Source organism: Chitinophaga cymbidii (genome assembly GCF_007992715.1).
Lineage (GTDB): Bacteria > Bacteroidota > Bacteroidia > Chitinophagales > Chitinophagaceae > Chitinophaga > Chitinophaga cymbidii.
This window is the reverse complement of record NZ_BKAU01000002.1, coordinates 964,256-979,108: the sequence shown is the minus strand read 5'-3', so window position 1 is coordinate 979,108 and position 14,853 is coordinate 964,256. Positions and strand designations below refer to the sequence as shown.

The 14,853-nt window shown below is 52.3% G+C and carries 13 protein-coding genes; 7 read left to right on the top strand and 6 right to left on the bottom strand.

Annotation, left to right across the window (positions count from 1 at the left end):
- Positions 1–23: 23 nt before the first annotated feature.
- The 6 genes from CCY01nite_RS15095 to CCY01nite_RS15070 all read left to right on the top strand — a co-directional run bounded on the left by CCY01nite_RS15095 (position 24) and on the right by CCY01nite_RS15070 (position 7,869).
- A complete protein-coding gene (locus tag CCY01nite_RS15095) occupies positions 24–2,150 on the top strand; it encodes a phosphocholine-specific phospholipase C (protein ID WP_146863259.1) in 2,127 nt (708 codons plus the stop codon).
- Positions 2,151–2,251: 101 nt separating this feature from the next.
- Positions 2,252–2,815: a MarR family winged helix-turn-helix transcriptional regulator gene (locus CCY01nite_RS15090; RefSeq protein ID WP_146863256.1), complete on the top strand. Its 564-nt coding sequence runs from the start codon at positions 2,252–2,254 to the stop codon at positions 2,813–2,815.
- Positions 2,793–3,224: a transposase gene (locus CCY01nite_RS15085; RefSeq protein ID WP_246129944.1), complete on the top strand. Its 432-nt coding sequence runs from the start codon at positions 2,793–2,795 to the stop codon at positions 3,222–3,224. Before CCY01nite_RS15090 ends, CCY01nite_RS15085 begins: the two co-directional genes overlap by 23 nt.
- Before the next feature lie 139 nt (positions 3,225–3,363).
- Positions 3,364–6,510, top strand: a complete 3,147-nt coding sequence (locus CCY01nite_RS15080) for a sigma 54-interacting transcriptional regulator (protein ID WP_146863250.1) — start codon at positions 3,364–3,366, stop codon at positions 6,508–6,510.
- A gap of 216 nt (positions 6,511–6,726) precedes the next feature.
- Positions 6,727–7,482, top strand: coding sequence for an SDR family oxidoreductase (locus tag CCY01nite_RS15075; protein ID WP_146863247.1), 756 nt, complete (start codon positions 6,727–6,729; stop codon positions 7,480–7,482).
- Positions 7,483–7,512: 30 nt separating this feature from the next.
- Positions 7,513–7,869, top strand: a complete 357-nt coding sequence (locus CCY01nite_RS15070) for a YciI family protein (protein ID WP_146863244.1) — start codon at positions 7,513–7,515, stop codon at positions 7,867–7,869.
- 49 nt (positions 7,870–7,918) lie between these two features.
- Here CCY01nite_RS15070 and CCY01nite_RS15065 read toward each other — a convergent pair whose 3' ends face one another.
- From CCY01nite_RS15065 to CCY01nite_RS15045, 5 genes are all read right to left on the bottom strand, one after another.
- On the bottom strand, positions 7,919–8,698 hold the full coding sequence (locus CCY01nite_RS15065) for a succinate dehydrogenase cytochrome b subunit (protein ID WP_146863242.1): 780 nt from the start codon (positions 8,696–8,698) through the stop codon (positions 7,919–7,921).
- 80 nt (positions 8,699–8,778) lie between these two features.
- The gene (locus CCY01nite_RS15060) at positions 8,779–10,023 is read right to left on the bottom strand and encodes an RNA polymerase sigma factor (RefSeq protein WP_146863239.1); all 1,245 of its coding nucleotides are present in this window, start codon (positions 10,021–10,023) and stop codon (positions 8,779–8,781) included.
- A gap of 63 nt (positions 10,024–10,086) precedes the next feature.
- On the bottom strand, positions 10,087–10,428 hold the full coding sequence (locus CCY01nite_RS15055; RefSeq protein WP_146863236.1) for a YciI family protein: 342 nt from the start codon (positions 10,426–10,428) through the stop codon (positions 10,087–10,089).
- A 35-nt stretch (positions 10,429–10,463) separates the two neighbouring features.
- On the bottom strand, positions 10,464–10,922 hold the full coding sequence (locus CCY01nite_RS15050) for a carboxymuconolactone decarboxylase family protein (protein WP_146863233.1): 459 nt from the start codon (positions 10,920–10,922) through the stop codon (positions 10,464–10,466).
- 78 nt (positions 10,923–11,000) lie between these two features.
- Positions 11,001–12,008, bottom strand: coding sequence for a bestrophin family protein (locus CCY01nite_RS15045; protein ID WP_146863230.1), 1,008 nt, complete (start codon positions 12,006–12,008; stop codon positions 11,001–11,003).
- A gap of 178 nt (positions 12,009–12,186) precedes the next feature.
- On the opposite strand from CCY01nite_RS15045, the gene CCY01nite_RS15040 reads away from it, so the two are divergent.
- Positions 12,187–12,798 (top strand): class I SAM-dependent methyltransferase, encoded by a 612-nt coding sequence (locus CCY01nite_RS15040; protein ID WP_146863227.1) that lies wholly within the window; start codon positions 12,187–12,189, stop codon positions 12,796–12,798.
- A gap of 43 nt (positions 12,799–12,841) precedes the next feature.
- Here the strand turns inward: CCY01nite_RS15040 and CCY01nite_RS15035 are convergent, their stop codons facing one another.
- Positions 12,842–14,842, bottom strand: a complete 2,001-nt coding sequence (locus CCY01nite_RS15035; protein WP_146863224.1) for a beta-L-arabinofuranosidase domain-containing protein — start codon at positions 14,840–14,842, stop codon at positions 12,842–12,844.
- Between the last annotated feature and the right edge of the window lie 11 nt (positions 14,843–14,853).

Sequence of the window (14,853 nt, the reverse complement as noted above, 5' to 3'; positions counted from 1 at the left end):
TTTAAAGGCAGAATCCAGCAAACATGACAAGGCTACACAGGCGGAAATTCATTACCATGACGGCCGGAGCAGGCATTGCCACAGCCCTCTGGGGACCATTGCTGAAAAAAGCACTGGCCGTACAGGCGCACAACGCCACCCGTTCCATCAAAGATGTGGAGCATATCGTTATCCTGATGCAGGAAAACCGTTCGTTTGATCATTACTTTGGTACGATGAAAGGCGTACGGGGGTTTGGCGACAGGTTCCCTGTTCCGTTAAAAAGCGGCCAGCGGGCCTTTCATCAGTCCGATGGACAGCAGATCGTTCCCCCCTACCGGGCGCATGGTAAAACCTCCAACGCAGCGCTGGTCACCGGCACGCCCCATAATTTTTCCGACATGCAGGCCGCCTGGAACCAGGGGAAATACGGCTTCTGGCCCTTGTTCAAAACCCCTTACTCCATGGCTTACTACACCCGCGAAGAAATCCCTTTTCAGTATGCCATGGCGGAATCGTTTACGATATGTGATGCCTACCACTGCTCCATCGCCACAGGCACCGACCCCAACAGGATCATGTTCTGGTCCGGCGCCAATTTTGATCCGGAAAAACGTGCCGCCGGCATTAATTGTACGGACGAGGACTCGGAGCCTGTTAACCTCCGTTGCTGGATCACCGGCGCGTTACCCGAACCGGGGTATAAGTATAAAGGCAATGCCTTCAAATGGCCCACCATTCCTGATGTGCTGGACAAAGCAGGCATCAGCTGGCGCATTTATCAGAACCCGAATGACAACTGGACGGGCGCCATGCACGGCTGCCTGGCATTCGAAAGCTTCCGGGAAGCAAAACCCGGCTCATCAATTTATGAGAACGGCATGCGTCACTGGACGCTTGAAAATCTGAAAAATGATGTGATGAAGGGCACGCTGCCGCAGGTAAGCTGGGTACTCCCCTCGCAAAAGGATTCCGAACATCCCGGTGCGCCGTCCAGCCCATACCGGGGAGCGGATTTCACGCATGCGGTGCTGGAAGCCATTACATCAAACCCGGAGGTCTGGAGCAAAACCGTTTTCTTTCTGACGTTCGATGAGAATGACGGGTTCTTTGATCACCTCCCCGCGCCCGCAGTGCCTTCTTTCAACCTGGATAACACACTGGCCGGTAAATCTACCGTGAATTTGGCGGGCATGTATTTTGACAACAGCAAGGGCGATCATAATTATATCGACAAACGCGATGTGATATCCGGTAACCTCCGTCCCTGGGGCCTGGGGCCGCGCGTGCCGATGTATATTCTCTCTCCCTGGAGCAAAGGCGGCTGGGTCAACTCGGAAGTCGCCGATCATACGTCCGTAGGACAATTTATCGAAAAACGTTTCGGCGTGGAAATACCGGCTATCAGCCCCTGGCACCGCGCCGTGTGCAGCGATCTTACATCCGCATTCGATTTTATCACACCGAACGATCCGAAATTCCCCCGGCTGCCGGATACGTCAGACCATGCCGCGCGGGATGAAGCATCAAAGCGCCTGCCGAAAGCCGTTGCGCCAACAACACCTTCATCGCTCTACCAGGAGAAAGGCACAAGATTTTCACGCGCATTGCCCTACCGCCTGCATTGCCATTTCCAGGCGTTGAAAAACGAAAACAAGGTCAGGCTGACTTTTGACAATAAAGGCACGGCCGGAGCGGTATATCATGTGTATGACCTTCATCATCTGGATGATATTCCCAAACGATACACCGTAGAATCCGGCAAATCCCTGGACGATGAATGGATGCTGGCCGCCGGAGGGGAATACGATCTGGAAGTCTACGGCCCGAATGGATATTTTCAGCGATTCGCCGGCAACATCCATCTGGATGCGCCTGTGGCTCAGATAGATTACGATCATGAAAAAGGCCGCATATCCGTATCGCTGGAAAATGCCGGCAGCAGTGCGTTACGCCTGAAAATATCCTCCAATGCATATGATCACGCAGAGGAAGCTTCCATCGAAATAGCACCCGGAAACAAAACAAAAAAGAGCTGGGACCTGGCCGGCAGCGGAAACTGGTACGACTTCACCATTACCACCACAAACGGATACCTGCACCGCTTTGCGGGCAGAGTGGAAACCGGCAGGCACAGCATCAGCGATCCCGCCATGGCTGCCGACATCTAGCCAAACAGACCAGCCATCCCAAAATCCGGAATTTTTTGCTTCAGCATACGTTTTTATATTTATCTTTGCAACTAAGATATTTATCAAATAAGATAATATAGATGAAAGACAAGGAAAGGATCAACCGCTTTCGCGCCGCCAGCCGCCAATATTCAGACACATCAATATTGATGCATGAAGCTATTGCAAGGCGGGCGGGGCTATCAGGAACAGATCACAAATTCCTGGGATTCATTATCCGGCATGGCGAAATGACCGCCGGTGAGATCAGCCAGGTGACAGGGCTCACCACAGGAGCGGTGACAGGGCTGATCGACCGGCTTGAAAAGAAAAAGCTGGTAAAACGAACATTTGCGAAAGACGACAGACGCAAGGTGATCATCGTCCCCAATCTTCAAAACAGCATGAAGCTGCTGGAACCGCTGTTTTCAGAACTGCAAAAAAGAACGGAGCAGCTGATCTCTACCTTTAGCGACAGCGAGGTAGACACCATTGAACGGTACTTCACCGCAGCCGTGGGTGTAATGAAGGAGATAACAGAACAATTAAATAACGATAATCATGAACATGGAAAATATTACAAGAGAGTACCTCGCAAAAGCCGAGATATGGCTTTTTATAACCACCCTGATATACTTCCTGATGAATGGCGCGCAAATTTTTGAAACGGCCGTATTGGTGCCCAAATGGACCGTATCGCCCCCCGAATCCTTCAGCCTGTTAGCCGACAAGAACGGCACAAGCCTGAAAACCTTCTGGATCGTACTTCATTCCATACACGAACTTACATTTATCCTTGCCATCGTTTTCTGCTGGAAACTGGCGCCCATCAGGAACGGACTGTTAATTTTATTTGCCATACATTTTGCGGTAAGGGCGTGGACGCTTGCTTACTTCGCACCCAATATCATCGACTTTCAGAAAGCAGCGGAAACGCCGGGTGCGGGGGAGAACCTGCTGAGCAGGGCATCACTGTGGCAGACGTTAAATTATGTAAGAGTGGGAATATACATTGCTATCTCAATAGGGCTGATACCGCTATGCATTAAGCTTTTCAATTTGAGATATAAATAAACATGAACAGCCGCTTTTAATGGCAACAGATTGATTTCCAGCAGCAATTCGGAAATACAATAAATAATCGGTAAATTTTGTCCAGATACATGTTTTCGATTGTTATATCGTATCTGCCACCTCAATCTGTCAAGCAACCATGAAAACAACGAAAAGCCGCACCCCCTCGCTGGAAACCGAACGCAGGATCCTCCTGGAGCTGGGCAACGAGCTTACCAAAGTGAGAGAAAAAACAGACCTCATTACCTTATTTTCATTAAAGATCAGGGAGATGTTTCCCTTTTCGCACGCCATTGTTACGCTCATCAATGACGACGCACAAAGCTACACTCCCTTCCTGCTCGACCCCGACTCCTCTCCCATTCAGGGCCACGAGCTATACCCCTCGCTGGTAACCGCACGGTTTCCGCTGCATGAACCTTTCATTCAGCAGGTGTTGACCAACGGCGAACCTACCACTTTCAATATGACGGACATCATGGACGCTCCCGGCAGCCCGGTGTTCCTGAAAGTCAACTACGAAGCGGGCATCCGCGTCATCCTGATGACGCCTTTAAAAGACAAGGACCAGATCATCGGCTTCCTGCATACCTACACGAAAGATCCCGCCGGCTTCACGGATGAATTTATGCGCATCATCACCGGCATCGCGCCGCAGGTTTCAAGCGCCGTCGCCAACATCCGGAAGAACGAAGCGATGCGCCACGGTGAATGGATCAACGCAGTGCTCCTGTCGCTAAGCAACGACATCGTAAAGGTGAGAAACCGGCAGGACCTGCTGAAGGTCATCAACTCCGGCCTGAAAGACGTGGTGCCGTTTTCAGGCAGCATGATCACGGTGATGGATGAACGGGAAGAATATTATAAAGCATACCTGATCGATGCGGAAGCACAGCTGAAAGAACTAACGGATTCGGGGGATGTGCTGCGCATGTCCACTCCGGCGGAAGACGGCATTTACGACATCGCATCACTGTATTACAAGCCGCTGGTGTTTGACATGACCACTTTCGAGCTGGAAAATACCCCGCTCTGGTTCAGGCTGCATTATGAAGCGGGCGCGCGGGAAATGATCGTGAAGATACTCGGCGGTAACGGCTCCTCGAAATACAGCCTGATGCTGTTCTCCGCCGCCAAAGGCAGTTTCGGAACAGAGGCGGTCAACATCGTCAACCGCATTTCCAGCCAGTTGTTCGCCGCTGTCAGCAATATTTCCGCGAACGAGGAGATCATCAAACGGGAAAATGAAAAGTCTTTCCTGCTCGATTTCAGCAGCGACATCGCGGCGGTAAGAAGCAAAGCCGATCTGGCGGAGGCCGTACGCAAAAGTTTAAAAAAGCTAAGCTCGCTCAACGGTTATGTGATCCGCAAGCTCAACGAAGACCAGCTTACATCCACCACCTATATTTATGACGAAAGTATTTCAACAGGCGATGAAGAACTGGTACAGGAAATGATCACGGCCAGGCTGCCGGTTGACGACGGGTTGCAGAACCGGGTGCTGAACAGCGAAATTCCCCTGTTCTTCAGCGTGAACACGGAGATCAGCCGCGGCAACAAGGCACGCTACCTGCAACTCTGGAAAAAGGCGGGATTCAAAACCGTTATAGGCACCGCTCTCCGCACCGGCGACGTAACGCTGGGCATCCTCTGGCTGAACCTCGAAGAGATCAACATGCCCCTGCTGCAAGGCATCTGCGCCCAGATCTCCATTGCCATGTACAACATCATTGCCAACGAGGAAATACTGCGCCGCGAAAGGGAACAGTCCTTCCTGCTTGACTTCAGCCGCGATATCGCCGCCCTGCGGTCAAAAGACGATCTGCAACGGGCCATCTCCAACGTTCTCCAGAACGTCCTGAACATCAAACTCGTGATGATCCGCATCATAGAGGATGACGGCGTTACGCTCAGCCCATATATGTACGACGAAAGCGTGTGGGGAAAAGAAAAAGATATGTTCCGGGCGCTGGCTGCCCGGAATATAGATACGAACGAAGAACTGACGGCAAGAGTACTGAAAAGTGATGGACTGGTGATCTTCCATATCGCGGAAGAAATAGCACGCGGCAGCGACAGCCCGGTGGTGCAGTTCTGGAAGAATGTAGGAATGAAGAATGCCTTCGGGGCTCCGCTGCGCGTGGGCAACAGCAATATCGGAACACTCTGGCTGCTGACGGACGAGGTGAACCTCACTATCCTGAAAGGCATCTGCGCGCAGATATCCATCGCCATTTCCAATATACAGGCAAATGAAAAGATACTGGCATATAAACAGAAGCTGGAGCATGAAAACGATTATCTGCGCGAGCAGATCAAAACGATCTATAATTTTTCAGAGATCGTGGGCAACGGCATGCAAATGCAGAAGGTCTACCGCCTGATGACGCAGGTAGCGGAATCCGCCTCCACCGTACTGCTGCTGGGTGAAACAGGCACCGGAAAGGAGCTGATCGCGCGCGCCATACACAATGCTTCACGCCGCAGGAACAAGCTGATGGTAAAAGTGAACTGCGCCGCTTTACCCACGCACCTGATCGAAAGCGAATTGTTCGGCCACGAAAAAGGCGCTTTCACCGGCGCAATAGACCGGCGGATCGGGAAATTCGAGCTGGCCAATCACAGCACGCTGTTCCTGGACGAGATCGGCGAAATGCCGCCGGAGCTGCAGGTGAAACTATTGCGCGTACTGCAGGAACGGGAACTGGAAAGGATCGGCGGAAAAAATACCATCAGGATAGACGTGCGCATCATTGCAGCCACCAACCGTAACCTGGAAGCGGAAGTGCAGGCAGGGCGCTTCCGGTCTGATCTCTATTACCGCCTGAACGTGTTCCCCATTCAGCTGCCGCCGCTACGGGAACGCCTGGAAGACATCGAGCCCCTCGCCAATGCGTTCATCGCCAAATTCAACAAGAACATCGGCAAAAAGGTCACCGGCATTTCCGCGAAAGTATTGAAACAGTTAAAGGGTTACGACTGGCCGGGGAATGTGCGGGAGCTGGAACACCAGATCGAAAGAGGCATCCTGCTCAGCGACGGCGATATACTGCAAGAAGTGCATCTGCCCGGACGCCGGCAGGAAGAAAACGGGCAGCCGCAGCCGCCTTCCGCCAGAGCGCTGGAACAAATCGAGCGGACTTATATCATCGACGTACTGAAGCGGTGCGGCGGCAAGATCTCCGGCACCGGAGGGGCCGCGGAAATACTCGAGATACCCGGTACTACCCTGCATTCCAAAATGAGGAAACTGAAGATCGCAAAAGCGGATTACTATATAAAATGACCGCAGGAAAGGCCGGAGTTTCCGGCCTTTTTTTATGCCCCGCCATGAACAACCCGCTATATTTCGTGAAATGCGGCGCAATGCGCTTAATACCGTGAAATAAAAAACCGCATCATCAGTATAAATAATTGACCCCCAAACCATTACCCCAATGGCACTGCGCTTGCAAAGCTATACGCGAAAACAATTTTACCATCATCATTAAATGATCAAACCATGAAAATCGTAGTCATTGGCGGCACCGGCCTTATCGGCTCCAAAACAGTAGAAAAGCTCCGCCTGCAGGGGCATGAAGTGATAGCGGCCTCTCCCGCATCCGGCGTGAACACCATTACCGGCGAAGGGCTGGCCGAAGTACTGACCGGCGCTGACGTAGTGATAGACGTGGCGAACTCCCCTTCTTTTGAGGACAAGGCCGTGCTGGAATTTTTCCAGACCTCCGGCCGCAACCTGCTGGCCGCGGAAGCCAGGGCCGGCGTTAAACATCATGTGGCCTTGTCTGTAGTAGGCACCTACCGCTTGCAGGAAAGCGGATACTTCCGCGCGAAAGCCGCACAGGAAGCCCTGATCAAGCAATCAGGCATCCCTTACACGATCGTTCACTCCACGCAGTTCTTCGAGTTCCTGGGCGGCATCGTAGCGTCAGCGGCCAAAGAAGAAACCATTCATCTGTCGCCAGCGCCGATCCAGCCGATTGCATCAGACGATGTTGCTGCTGCCGTGGCGGATGTTGCGACAGCTGCGCCGGTCAATAGCACTGTAGAGATCGCGGGACCGGAGAAAGCAAGTCTTTCCGCCCTGGCGGCGCGTTACTTAACTGAAATGAACGACCCGCGCAAAGTGGTTTCCGATGCTTCCGCCCGGTATTTCGGCGCGCAGCTCAACGACCAGTCCCTCGTTCCCGGCCCCAATGCCCGCATCGGCCAGATCGGCTTTGAAACATGGTTCGCCAGCCGGCCTGTGAAAGCATAGCATTTCAGTATTCATTTTAAAAACAGCAACATGCAGGAATTCCTTTTAGTGATCCACCGGGACCTGACCAGCGACAATCCCGCGCCCACGCCCGAACAGATGAAAGAAGCGCTGAAGCCGTACCAGGACTGGGTAGCGGGGATCGCCGCGCAAAACAGGCTGGTGGCGCCGCCCAAACGCTGGGACGTTGACGGCCGGGTCATCAGATCTGAAAAGAAGAAAGAGCAGGTGTACAACGGTCCTTATGCGGAAGGCAAAACGTCTATCGGCGGGCTTTTCCTGATCAGGGCAAAGGATTATGACGATGCGGTGGAGATAGCGAAAGGCTGCCCCATCATTCAGTACGGCGCTATTGTTGAAGTGCGTATGGCCGTACCCGTGGCATGAACGGGCGCAACAGAAAAAAGCCGCTGCAGTATATGGCAGCGGCTTTTCTTTATAAAAGACTTTTGATATAAAAAACAATCGGCATCGATGCAAACGTTAGCGGGATCAGCACCGCGAAAAACCAGACGCCGATGAATTGTATGGCAGGCGTGTACTTCCGGTGGGTCAGTCCCGCTGTCTGGAAAGCGCTTTGAAAACCGTGGTACAGGTGATAGGAAACCGCCACCATCGCAAACAGGTAAAGCAATACATACCAAAGCATGCTGAAGCTCTCCGTAACGATCGCATACAGGTCTTTTACCCGCACAACTTCAATATGCTGCTCCATCGTTACGGCGTATTCAAAGTCCGGCGAAGCCGGTACGTACACGGAAGAGGTCAGCTCCCCCGTCAGCAGGTCTTTCCGGTATTCGCGGTACGTTCCTTCGGTAAACTTGTAGCGGCCCCAGAAGTTGCTCATATGGATCACCAGGAACAGGAAAATAATGCTGCCCAGCAACCCCATATTCAGGGAAGCCCAGCGGGCGGGGCTTTGGGGCGGCGCCGCATATTTCACCGGGCGGGCGCGGCGGTTTTTCAGCGTGAGCACCAGCGCGTACACAGCATGCACCAGGATGGAAATGTAAAGCACATAACCGATGATCTCCACCGGCGGAAAGTTCGTCATGAAATGTGCGTAAATATTAAACGTGTACCCTTCATCGCCCGCGAACAGCGTGAGATTGCCGCCCAGGTGCACGATCAGGAAGAGGCAAAGGAAGAGCCCGGTGGCGGACATTATCAGCTTTCTGCCCAGGGATGAACGGAAGAATTGTTTGAAACTTTGCATGATGAAAATAATTTTTAGGCAACAGAATGACATGCCGGTCCGTTGGGATCAGCGAAAATTTTGCCTGATAATGTCAATGCTTAATGGCGCATTTTGTGCTTTATCTGTTCTATGTTCTTTTCCAGCAAGGCGATATCCGCCGGGGTGCTTGCCTGCTTCAACGCCGTTTCATAATGCTGTACGGCTTTTTGATCGTCTATATCCGTATAAAGATTACCCAGCAGGGAGTAATAGAAGTAATTATCAGTCAGCTGCAGCTTTTCGGCTTCCATGATCGCCTCCTGTTTGCTTCTTGCTTTGGCAAGCGCGAAAGTACGGTTCAGCGCGGCGATCGGTGAATATTCCAGCACCAGCAGCTGGTTATACAGGTCCAGTATATTATTCCATTTCTCGCCGGAATCTTCTTTATGCGTATGCCAGTACGCAATGGCGGCTTCGAGGTGATACCGCGTTAGCACGGGACTGGCGGCGGCCTGGTTGAGGTAATACTCGCCTCTTTCTATCAGCTCCCGGTTCCAGCGCGTTTCATCCTGCTCATGGTACAGCACCATTTCGCCGGTATCGTTCACACGCGCGTCGAAGCGGGAAGAATGGAAGCACATTAAAGCCAGCAATGCATTGACGGCCGGCTGATTGGTATGCGGTTGCTCCACCAGCAGATAGCTGAGCCGCATCGCTTCCACGCACAGTTCCTTCCGCAGCACGGTATTATGAGAGATGGAGTAATAGCCTTCGGAAAACAGGAGGTACAATGTTTTCAGCACTGTTTCGAGCCGGTCGTTTATTTCGGAAAATGTCGGCTGCCGGATCTTTATCTCCGCTTCCTTCAGCTTTTCCTTTGCCCTGCTCAGCCGTTTATAGATCACCGTTTTGTTGGTCAGGTAAGCGTCCGCGATCTCCTGCACGCCAAATCCGCAAAGCAGGTTCAGGGCAAGCGCCACCTGTGATTCAGCGGGAATGGAAGGATGGCATACCGTAAACATCATCGCCAGCTGGCTGTCCGTAATATTCCGGTCGGAAAGATCGATTGCTATCTCTTCACCTTCCGGGATATTGCGCCGGAGGTCCGTCAGCAATTTCTGTTGAAAAAAAGTATCTCTTTTCAGCCAGTTCTTTGTTTTGTTCTTTGCCACTACATATAACCATGCAACCGGGTTCTCCGGCACACCTTTCGCGCTCCACGATTCGGTAGCCGTCAGAAAAGTATCGCTCACGATATCTTCGGCCAGTTCTATATGTTCGATGCCAAAAAGCGAGCTTAGCACCGACACCATCTTCTGATATTCCGTTCTGAATAAATGCGGTAATAGTTCATTTCCCTCCATGCGGCAACAAAAATGCTTGCTGCAAAAATAAGAAAGGCATTCCTATTTGCCGCCGCAACCGTGTTATCCGAGCGCCATCCGCACTTCCACCGTTCCGCCCAGCTCAAAGACGGGCGAACCCTTCGCAATTTCCACCGCTTCGTCATAGCTCCCGGCTCTGACCACAATAAAGCCTCCGATGGACTCCTTGATCTCCGCATAGGGACCGTCTGTTACCGTCTTGTCGTTCTTCAGTACCTTTCCCGTGCTCTCCCAGGGCTGCAATGGCCTTGCCAGCACGTCCCGCGCCTTCAGATCGTCAAACCATTCCCGCCACCGGCTCAAATGCGCCTGCAGTTGCTCCGGTGACGGTTGAATCTCCTTCGTTTTGTAATCTCTCCGAAATACTAATAAGAAATCATTCATATATCATGGTTTTTCTAACATGCTTCCGGCTATGCTCAGCCAAACTGGCCGGGCTGGTAGGTGCCTACAACCGCAGGATTCGAAAACGCGATGTTGAAACGGTTCCAAGTGTTGATGTTGGAAACGGCCAGCGTCAGGTCTACCAGTTCCTCATCGGTGAAATGTTCTTTCACCCGTTTGTAGGTTTCATCCGGTACGTGACAGGCGGTCACCGCTTCGGCCCATGCCAGCGCGGCCCTTTCCCGGTCGGTATAAAACGGCGTTTCCCGCCAGGCGCTCAGACCGTACAGCCGCTGCTCGGTTTCGCCATGCAGGCGGGCGTCTTTCGAATGCATATCCAGGCAATAAGCGCAGCCGTTGATCTGCGATACCCGGAACTCTACCAGCGTACGTAGTGACTCCTCTATCGGGGATTTCCTGAGATAGGCGCCGATTTGAAAAAGCCCTTTGAGGGCGCCGGGCCCTTTTTCCTGAAAGTTAAGTCTTTGTTCCATTTTTATTCTTTTTTGATTTGTTGTATACAGTAATGACAATCGTTTTTCCCGGATTGGACAAATTCCCGGATTTTTTTTTCAGACGAGGATATCGTTCTGCGGCGCGATGGGTGGCGGCAGTTCTTTTTCGCCGATCATTTCACGGAGATCGATCTCTATCGCCCGGCAGATCTGCGAGATGGGCACATCGTTGGCGCTTCCTTCAAACGGGTTCTCCGTGCTTTCCCCCACCTGCACCAAAGACGAGTACATCCAGGATATGATCGCGCTGAAGGGAATGACCAGCCAGATCATATGCCCGCTCATCCACCCCGTTACCCCTTCATTCAGTTTGTCGAACTCCCGCAGCATGCCAAACGGCAGCAGCAGGCAGAACATGCGCATAAAAATGGTATTGATGATGGAATATTGCCGGGGATAAGGGGTGTCTTTGAGCGATTCGCACTGGCCCTGCAGGCTGAAGAAGGTATTGAGTGTCCGCTGCATATCTACAAACTGGGTGGCTACGATCGTTTCGCTGTCATAAATGGCTTTGGCCGTCCGGCTTTGCAGCGCCAGCAGCTGCCCTGCTTTGTTGCGGGCGCCTGCGATATGGTCGAGTTCCTCTTTCGGGATGTATTGGAGCATCTCGTCTTCAAAGGCGTTTTGCCGCTCGGGGATGTTGAAATACCGCCGGTATTCGGCATTATAGCGCGCATCCGCTGTTTCCCATACACGATGCTCCCGCATCTGGTAACGCAGGGCCGTCAGCCATGCCAGGTGGCGGTAGATCAGCGTGCGGGTCAGCTCCGCATCCCTGAAGTAATCGCGGCATACAATGCCCCAGGCCCTGCTGCTGTTGCTGATGCTGGTCCATACGATCTGCGCATCACGGGTGCGGTTGTACGTTTGTGTGTTCTTGAACCCCACGATAAAAGCGGTGGCCGTACCTAACAGCGACACGAACGTCCACGGCACCACCAGCCATTTGATATCGAAAAGCTGGTAGAGCACTACGGGCACGGTGCCCAGTATGATCAACGTGTAGATCTTCCTTCTCGTCCAGAAGAGAAAATCAGAAAGCCTGTATGATTTTCCTATGTGCATGCGTTATGTTTTCATTTTGCGCAGTAGGATTTGCAACCCTTATGCCACAGGAGTAGTCAATTGAAGATCAATCAATTAATCATTACCGGATGGAGGACATTTCACGATATATCGTGAGTAAGCGGATATTACGCTGTATATGGTGAGTCTTTTAGCGAAGTTGGGTACATTTGCCTATATGCATCCTGAAAATAAAAAACACTGGGAGAACGTCTACCAGCAAAAGAGTCCCGCTGAAGTAAGCTGGACGCAGGAGAAGCCGCAAACTTCCCTCGACCTGATCCATAGCTTTGGCATGGACAAATCCGCGCGCATCATCGACATCGGGGGCGGGGACAGTAAACTGGTGGATTTCCTGCTGGATGAGGGGTATGAAAACATTACCGTGCTGGATATATCGGCTGCCGCGCTCGATAAAGCCAAAACGCGGTTAGGGGAAAGAGCAACCCGCGTTACATGGATAGAAAGCGATATCACACAATTCGATGCGCCGGGGGAATACGACATCTGGCACGACAGAGCCACTTTTCACTTTCTGACCACGCCGGAACAAATAAATAAGTACATCGATATAGCGGCTTCGAAAGTCAAAGGTTATATGTCGATCGGCACCTTTTCACATAGCGGCCCGGAAAAATGCAGCGGATTGACTATCAGACGGTATTCTGAAGAAGAGCTTGCTTCCAGCCTGAGCGGCGCTTTCAGCAAACTGAAATGCATCACGGAAGATCATACAACACCTTTTGGCACTATGCAGAATTTCCTGTTTTGCAGTTTTCGCAGAAAATAGCAAGTACGTATATCCCTACACGTACTTGCCGTTTACAACATTATCATTTATTCACAACCGGAAACTGTGATATCCGCAGGTTCGTGCAACCATACGGCACGAGCGTGATCTCTTCTTCTTCCTGAGCCGATTCAAACCGGTAAGTGATGCTGAATGGCAGCGGCCCCGCCATTTCATTATACAATTGCCATGACGGGATGCGCCGGGCTTTTGTTTTGATCTCCACCGGCGCATTTTGCAGGTTCCAGGGGAATTTGTTCAGCGTGTCTTTCTTCTGCACGATGTACTGCTCCGCCAGCTTGTCCCTCTCAGTGCGGATCAAACCATAGTTCCAGGGCGTGGTGGGCCTTACTTCGTAATAGCTCTTGCCGTAATCTATCGGGTCTTTATCATTCTTCACCAGCTTTCTTTCCTCCCCGATCTTCAACGCATACGTGATCGGACCGCGTTCTACCGATGTGGAGTTTTCATGCCACCTGTTCGTATAGATGTGCATGGGCAAGGACAGTTCCACAATATCGCCGGACTTCCATGCGCGCGCGATCTTTACGATCTCACCGCCTTCCGCGTTGTTCCAGTGCTGGCCGTTGATACGGATCGAAGCGCCATTGCACCATTCGGGTATTCTCAAATGGAAAGGGAAGGTCACTTCTTTTGCGGAGGTCGTTAGCGTGAATCTGATCTGCTCTCCGAACGGATAAGTGGTTTCTTCTTTGAAAGCTACATCAACACCATCGGCCACTTTGGTTTTCACGTCGCAGGGGGAATACACCAGCGCGGCCAGTCCTTTGTCTGCCGTAGCATACCAGAGGTTTTGCGTGAACTTGGGCCAGCCCTGGTGCATGTTGGCTGTGCAGCAGGGATAACCGGAAAGCAGGCCGAAGCATAGGTCCGTGCCATCGTGGTTGACTTCAAAATTGCGCATCTTGCGGGTAGCCATCACCTGGTTGGCCTGCTGAAAATACTGCCGGGTCATGAAATCATCCGACACCTGCGCGGGCAGCGCGTTGAAGGCGATCTTCTCCAAATGGTCCGCAAAGCCCACATTGCCGGTGATCTCCAGCATGCTTTCCAGCGAGAACATCATTTCCACCGCCGAGCACAACTCCGATCCCTGTGTGGGATTGTTGCCATGCAGCGCTTCATCACCGCCGTAAAGGCCGTGCGCCATGCCGTTGAATTTGCGGATGTCCGCAAAGCCGGTCTTCACTGCGTCCAGGTATTGCTGCTCGGGATGGCGCTGGTAATAAATCAGCGGTTCCTTGATGCCCTGCGCCAGGTTCACGCAGTGAATGCTTGCCTTGGTGGACAGCATCTCCCTGTCAAGAAATGCATTGGTATAATCAAAGGTTTGCCGATGAATGAGCTCGCCCAGTTCCAGGAGGAATTTGTCGCCGGTGATGTTGTACAGCCAGTACACCACCATCAGGTTATCGCCGCCGCGGTATCTCGCCCAGAAGCTCCAGTGATCGAGCGGTTTATCGGGCAGTTCTTTCAGCTGATAGCGGAAATAGTTGGTCATCAGCTTGATCACCCGCTGATCGTTCGTCGCCGAATAGTATTGCTTCAATACTTTCAGCATCACCATCTTCGGCCACCAGTCATGGCTATGATCCCGCTGCACACCGGGTTCCGGCCCATAATCTTTCGATGGACCGAAGTAGCCGTCCGGCTGCTGGCTGTTGATCGCCCATTCTACCCAGGGTTTGGTTTTGGCGATCAGCTCCTTGTCGTCCAGGATATAAGCCAGCGGCAGCAATCCGTCGATCCAGTATGGACCGCGCTCCCACTGGTCCCCATCCCCGCCGAGCCATCCGTTCCTTTCGTTCATCACCAGCGGGTAGAGCTTGTCCAGGTTACCGGTCGCCCCACTTTTCTGTCTCAGCAACATTTCCTTTAACCATCCCTGCGGCCTGATGGCGCCGAGCGGCAGCTCCTGGTAAGGATTCTGGCGTAAGGGCGCGCGGCTGTAAACTGTTTCCTGCGCTGATGTTTGCAATGCCATTCCCAACCAGAGGACCGGCAACATGAATAATCTTCTCATAATCTGCTTTG

What these genes read in the sequence shown, in the direction of transcription:
- CCY01nite_RS15095 (WP_146863259.1), top strand. Translation starts at nt 24, where the DNA reads ATGACAAGGCTACACAGGCGGAAATTCATTACCATGACGGCCGGAGCA.
- CCY01nite_RS15045 (WP_146863230.1), bottom strand. Translation starts at nt 12,008, where the DNA reads ATGCACATAGGAAAATCATACAGGCTTTCTGATTTTCTCTTCTGGACG.
- CCY01nite_RS15050 (WP_146863233.1), bottom strand. Translation starts at nt 10,922, where the DNA reads ATGGAACAAAGACTTAACTTTCAGGAAAAAGGGCCCGGCGCCCTCAAA.
- CCY01nite_RS15075 (WP_146863247.1), top strand. Translation starts at nt 6,727, where the DNA reads ATGAAAATCGTAGTCATTGGCGGCACCGGCCTTATCGGCTCCAAAACA.
- CCY01nite_RS15040 (WP_146863227.1), top strand. Translation starts at nt 12,187, where the DNA reads ATGCATCCTGAAAATAAAAAACACTGGGAGAACGTCTACCAGCAAAAG.
- CCY01nite_RS15085 (WP_246129944.1), top strand. Translation starts at nt 2,793, where the DNA reads ATGAATGGCGCGCAAATTTTTGAAACGGCCGTATTGGTGCCCAAATGG.
- CCY01nite_RS15035 (WP_146863224.1), bottom strand. Translation starts at nt 14,842, where the DNA reads ATGAGAAGATTATTCATGTTGCCGGTCCTCTGGTTGGGAATGGCATTG.
- CCY01nite_RS15070 (WP_146863244.1), top strand. Translation starts at nt 7,513, where the DNA reads ATGCAGGAATTCCTTTTAGTGATCCACCGGGACCTGACCAGCGACAAT.
- CCY01nite_RS15065 (WP_146863242.1), bottom strand. Translation starts at nt 8,698, where the DNA reads ATGCAAAGTTTCAAACAATTCTTCCGTTCATCCCTGGGCAGAAAGCTG.
- CCY01nite_RS15090 (WP_146863256.1), top strand. Translation starts at nt 2,252, where the DNA reads ATGAAAGACAAGGAAAGGATCAACCGCTTTCGCGCCGCCAGCCGCCAA.
- CCY01nite_RS15060 (WP_146863239.1), bottom strand. Translation starts at nt 10,023, where the DNA reads ATGGAGGGAAATGAACTATTACCGCATTTATTCAGAACGGAATATCAG.
- CCY01nite_RS15080 (WP_146863250.1), top strand. Translation starts at nt 3,364, where the DNA reads ATGAAAACAACGAAAAGCCGCACCCCCTCGCTGGAAACCGAACGCAGG.
- CCY01nite_RS15055 (WP_146863236.1), bottom strand. Translation starts at nt 10,428, where the DNA reads ATGAATGATTTCTTATTAGTATTTCGGAGAGATTACAAAACGAAGGAG.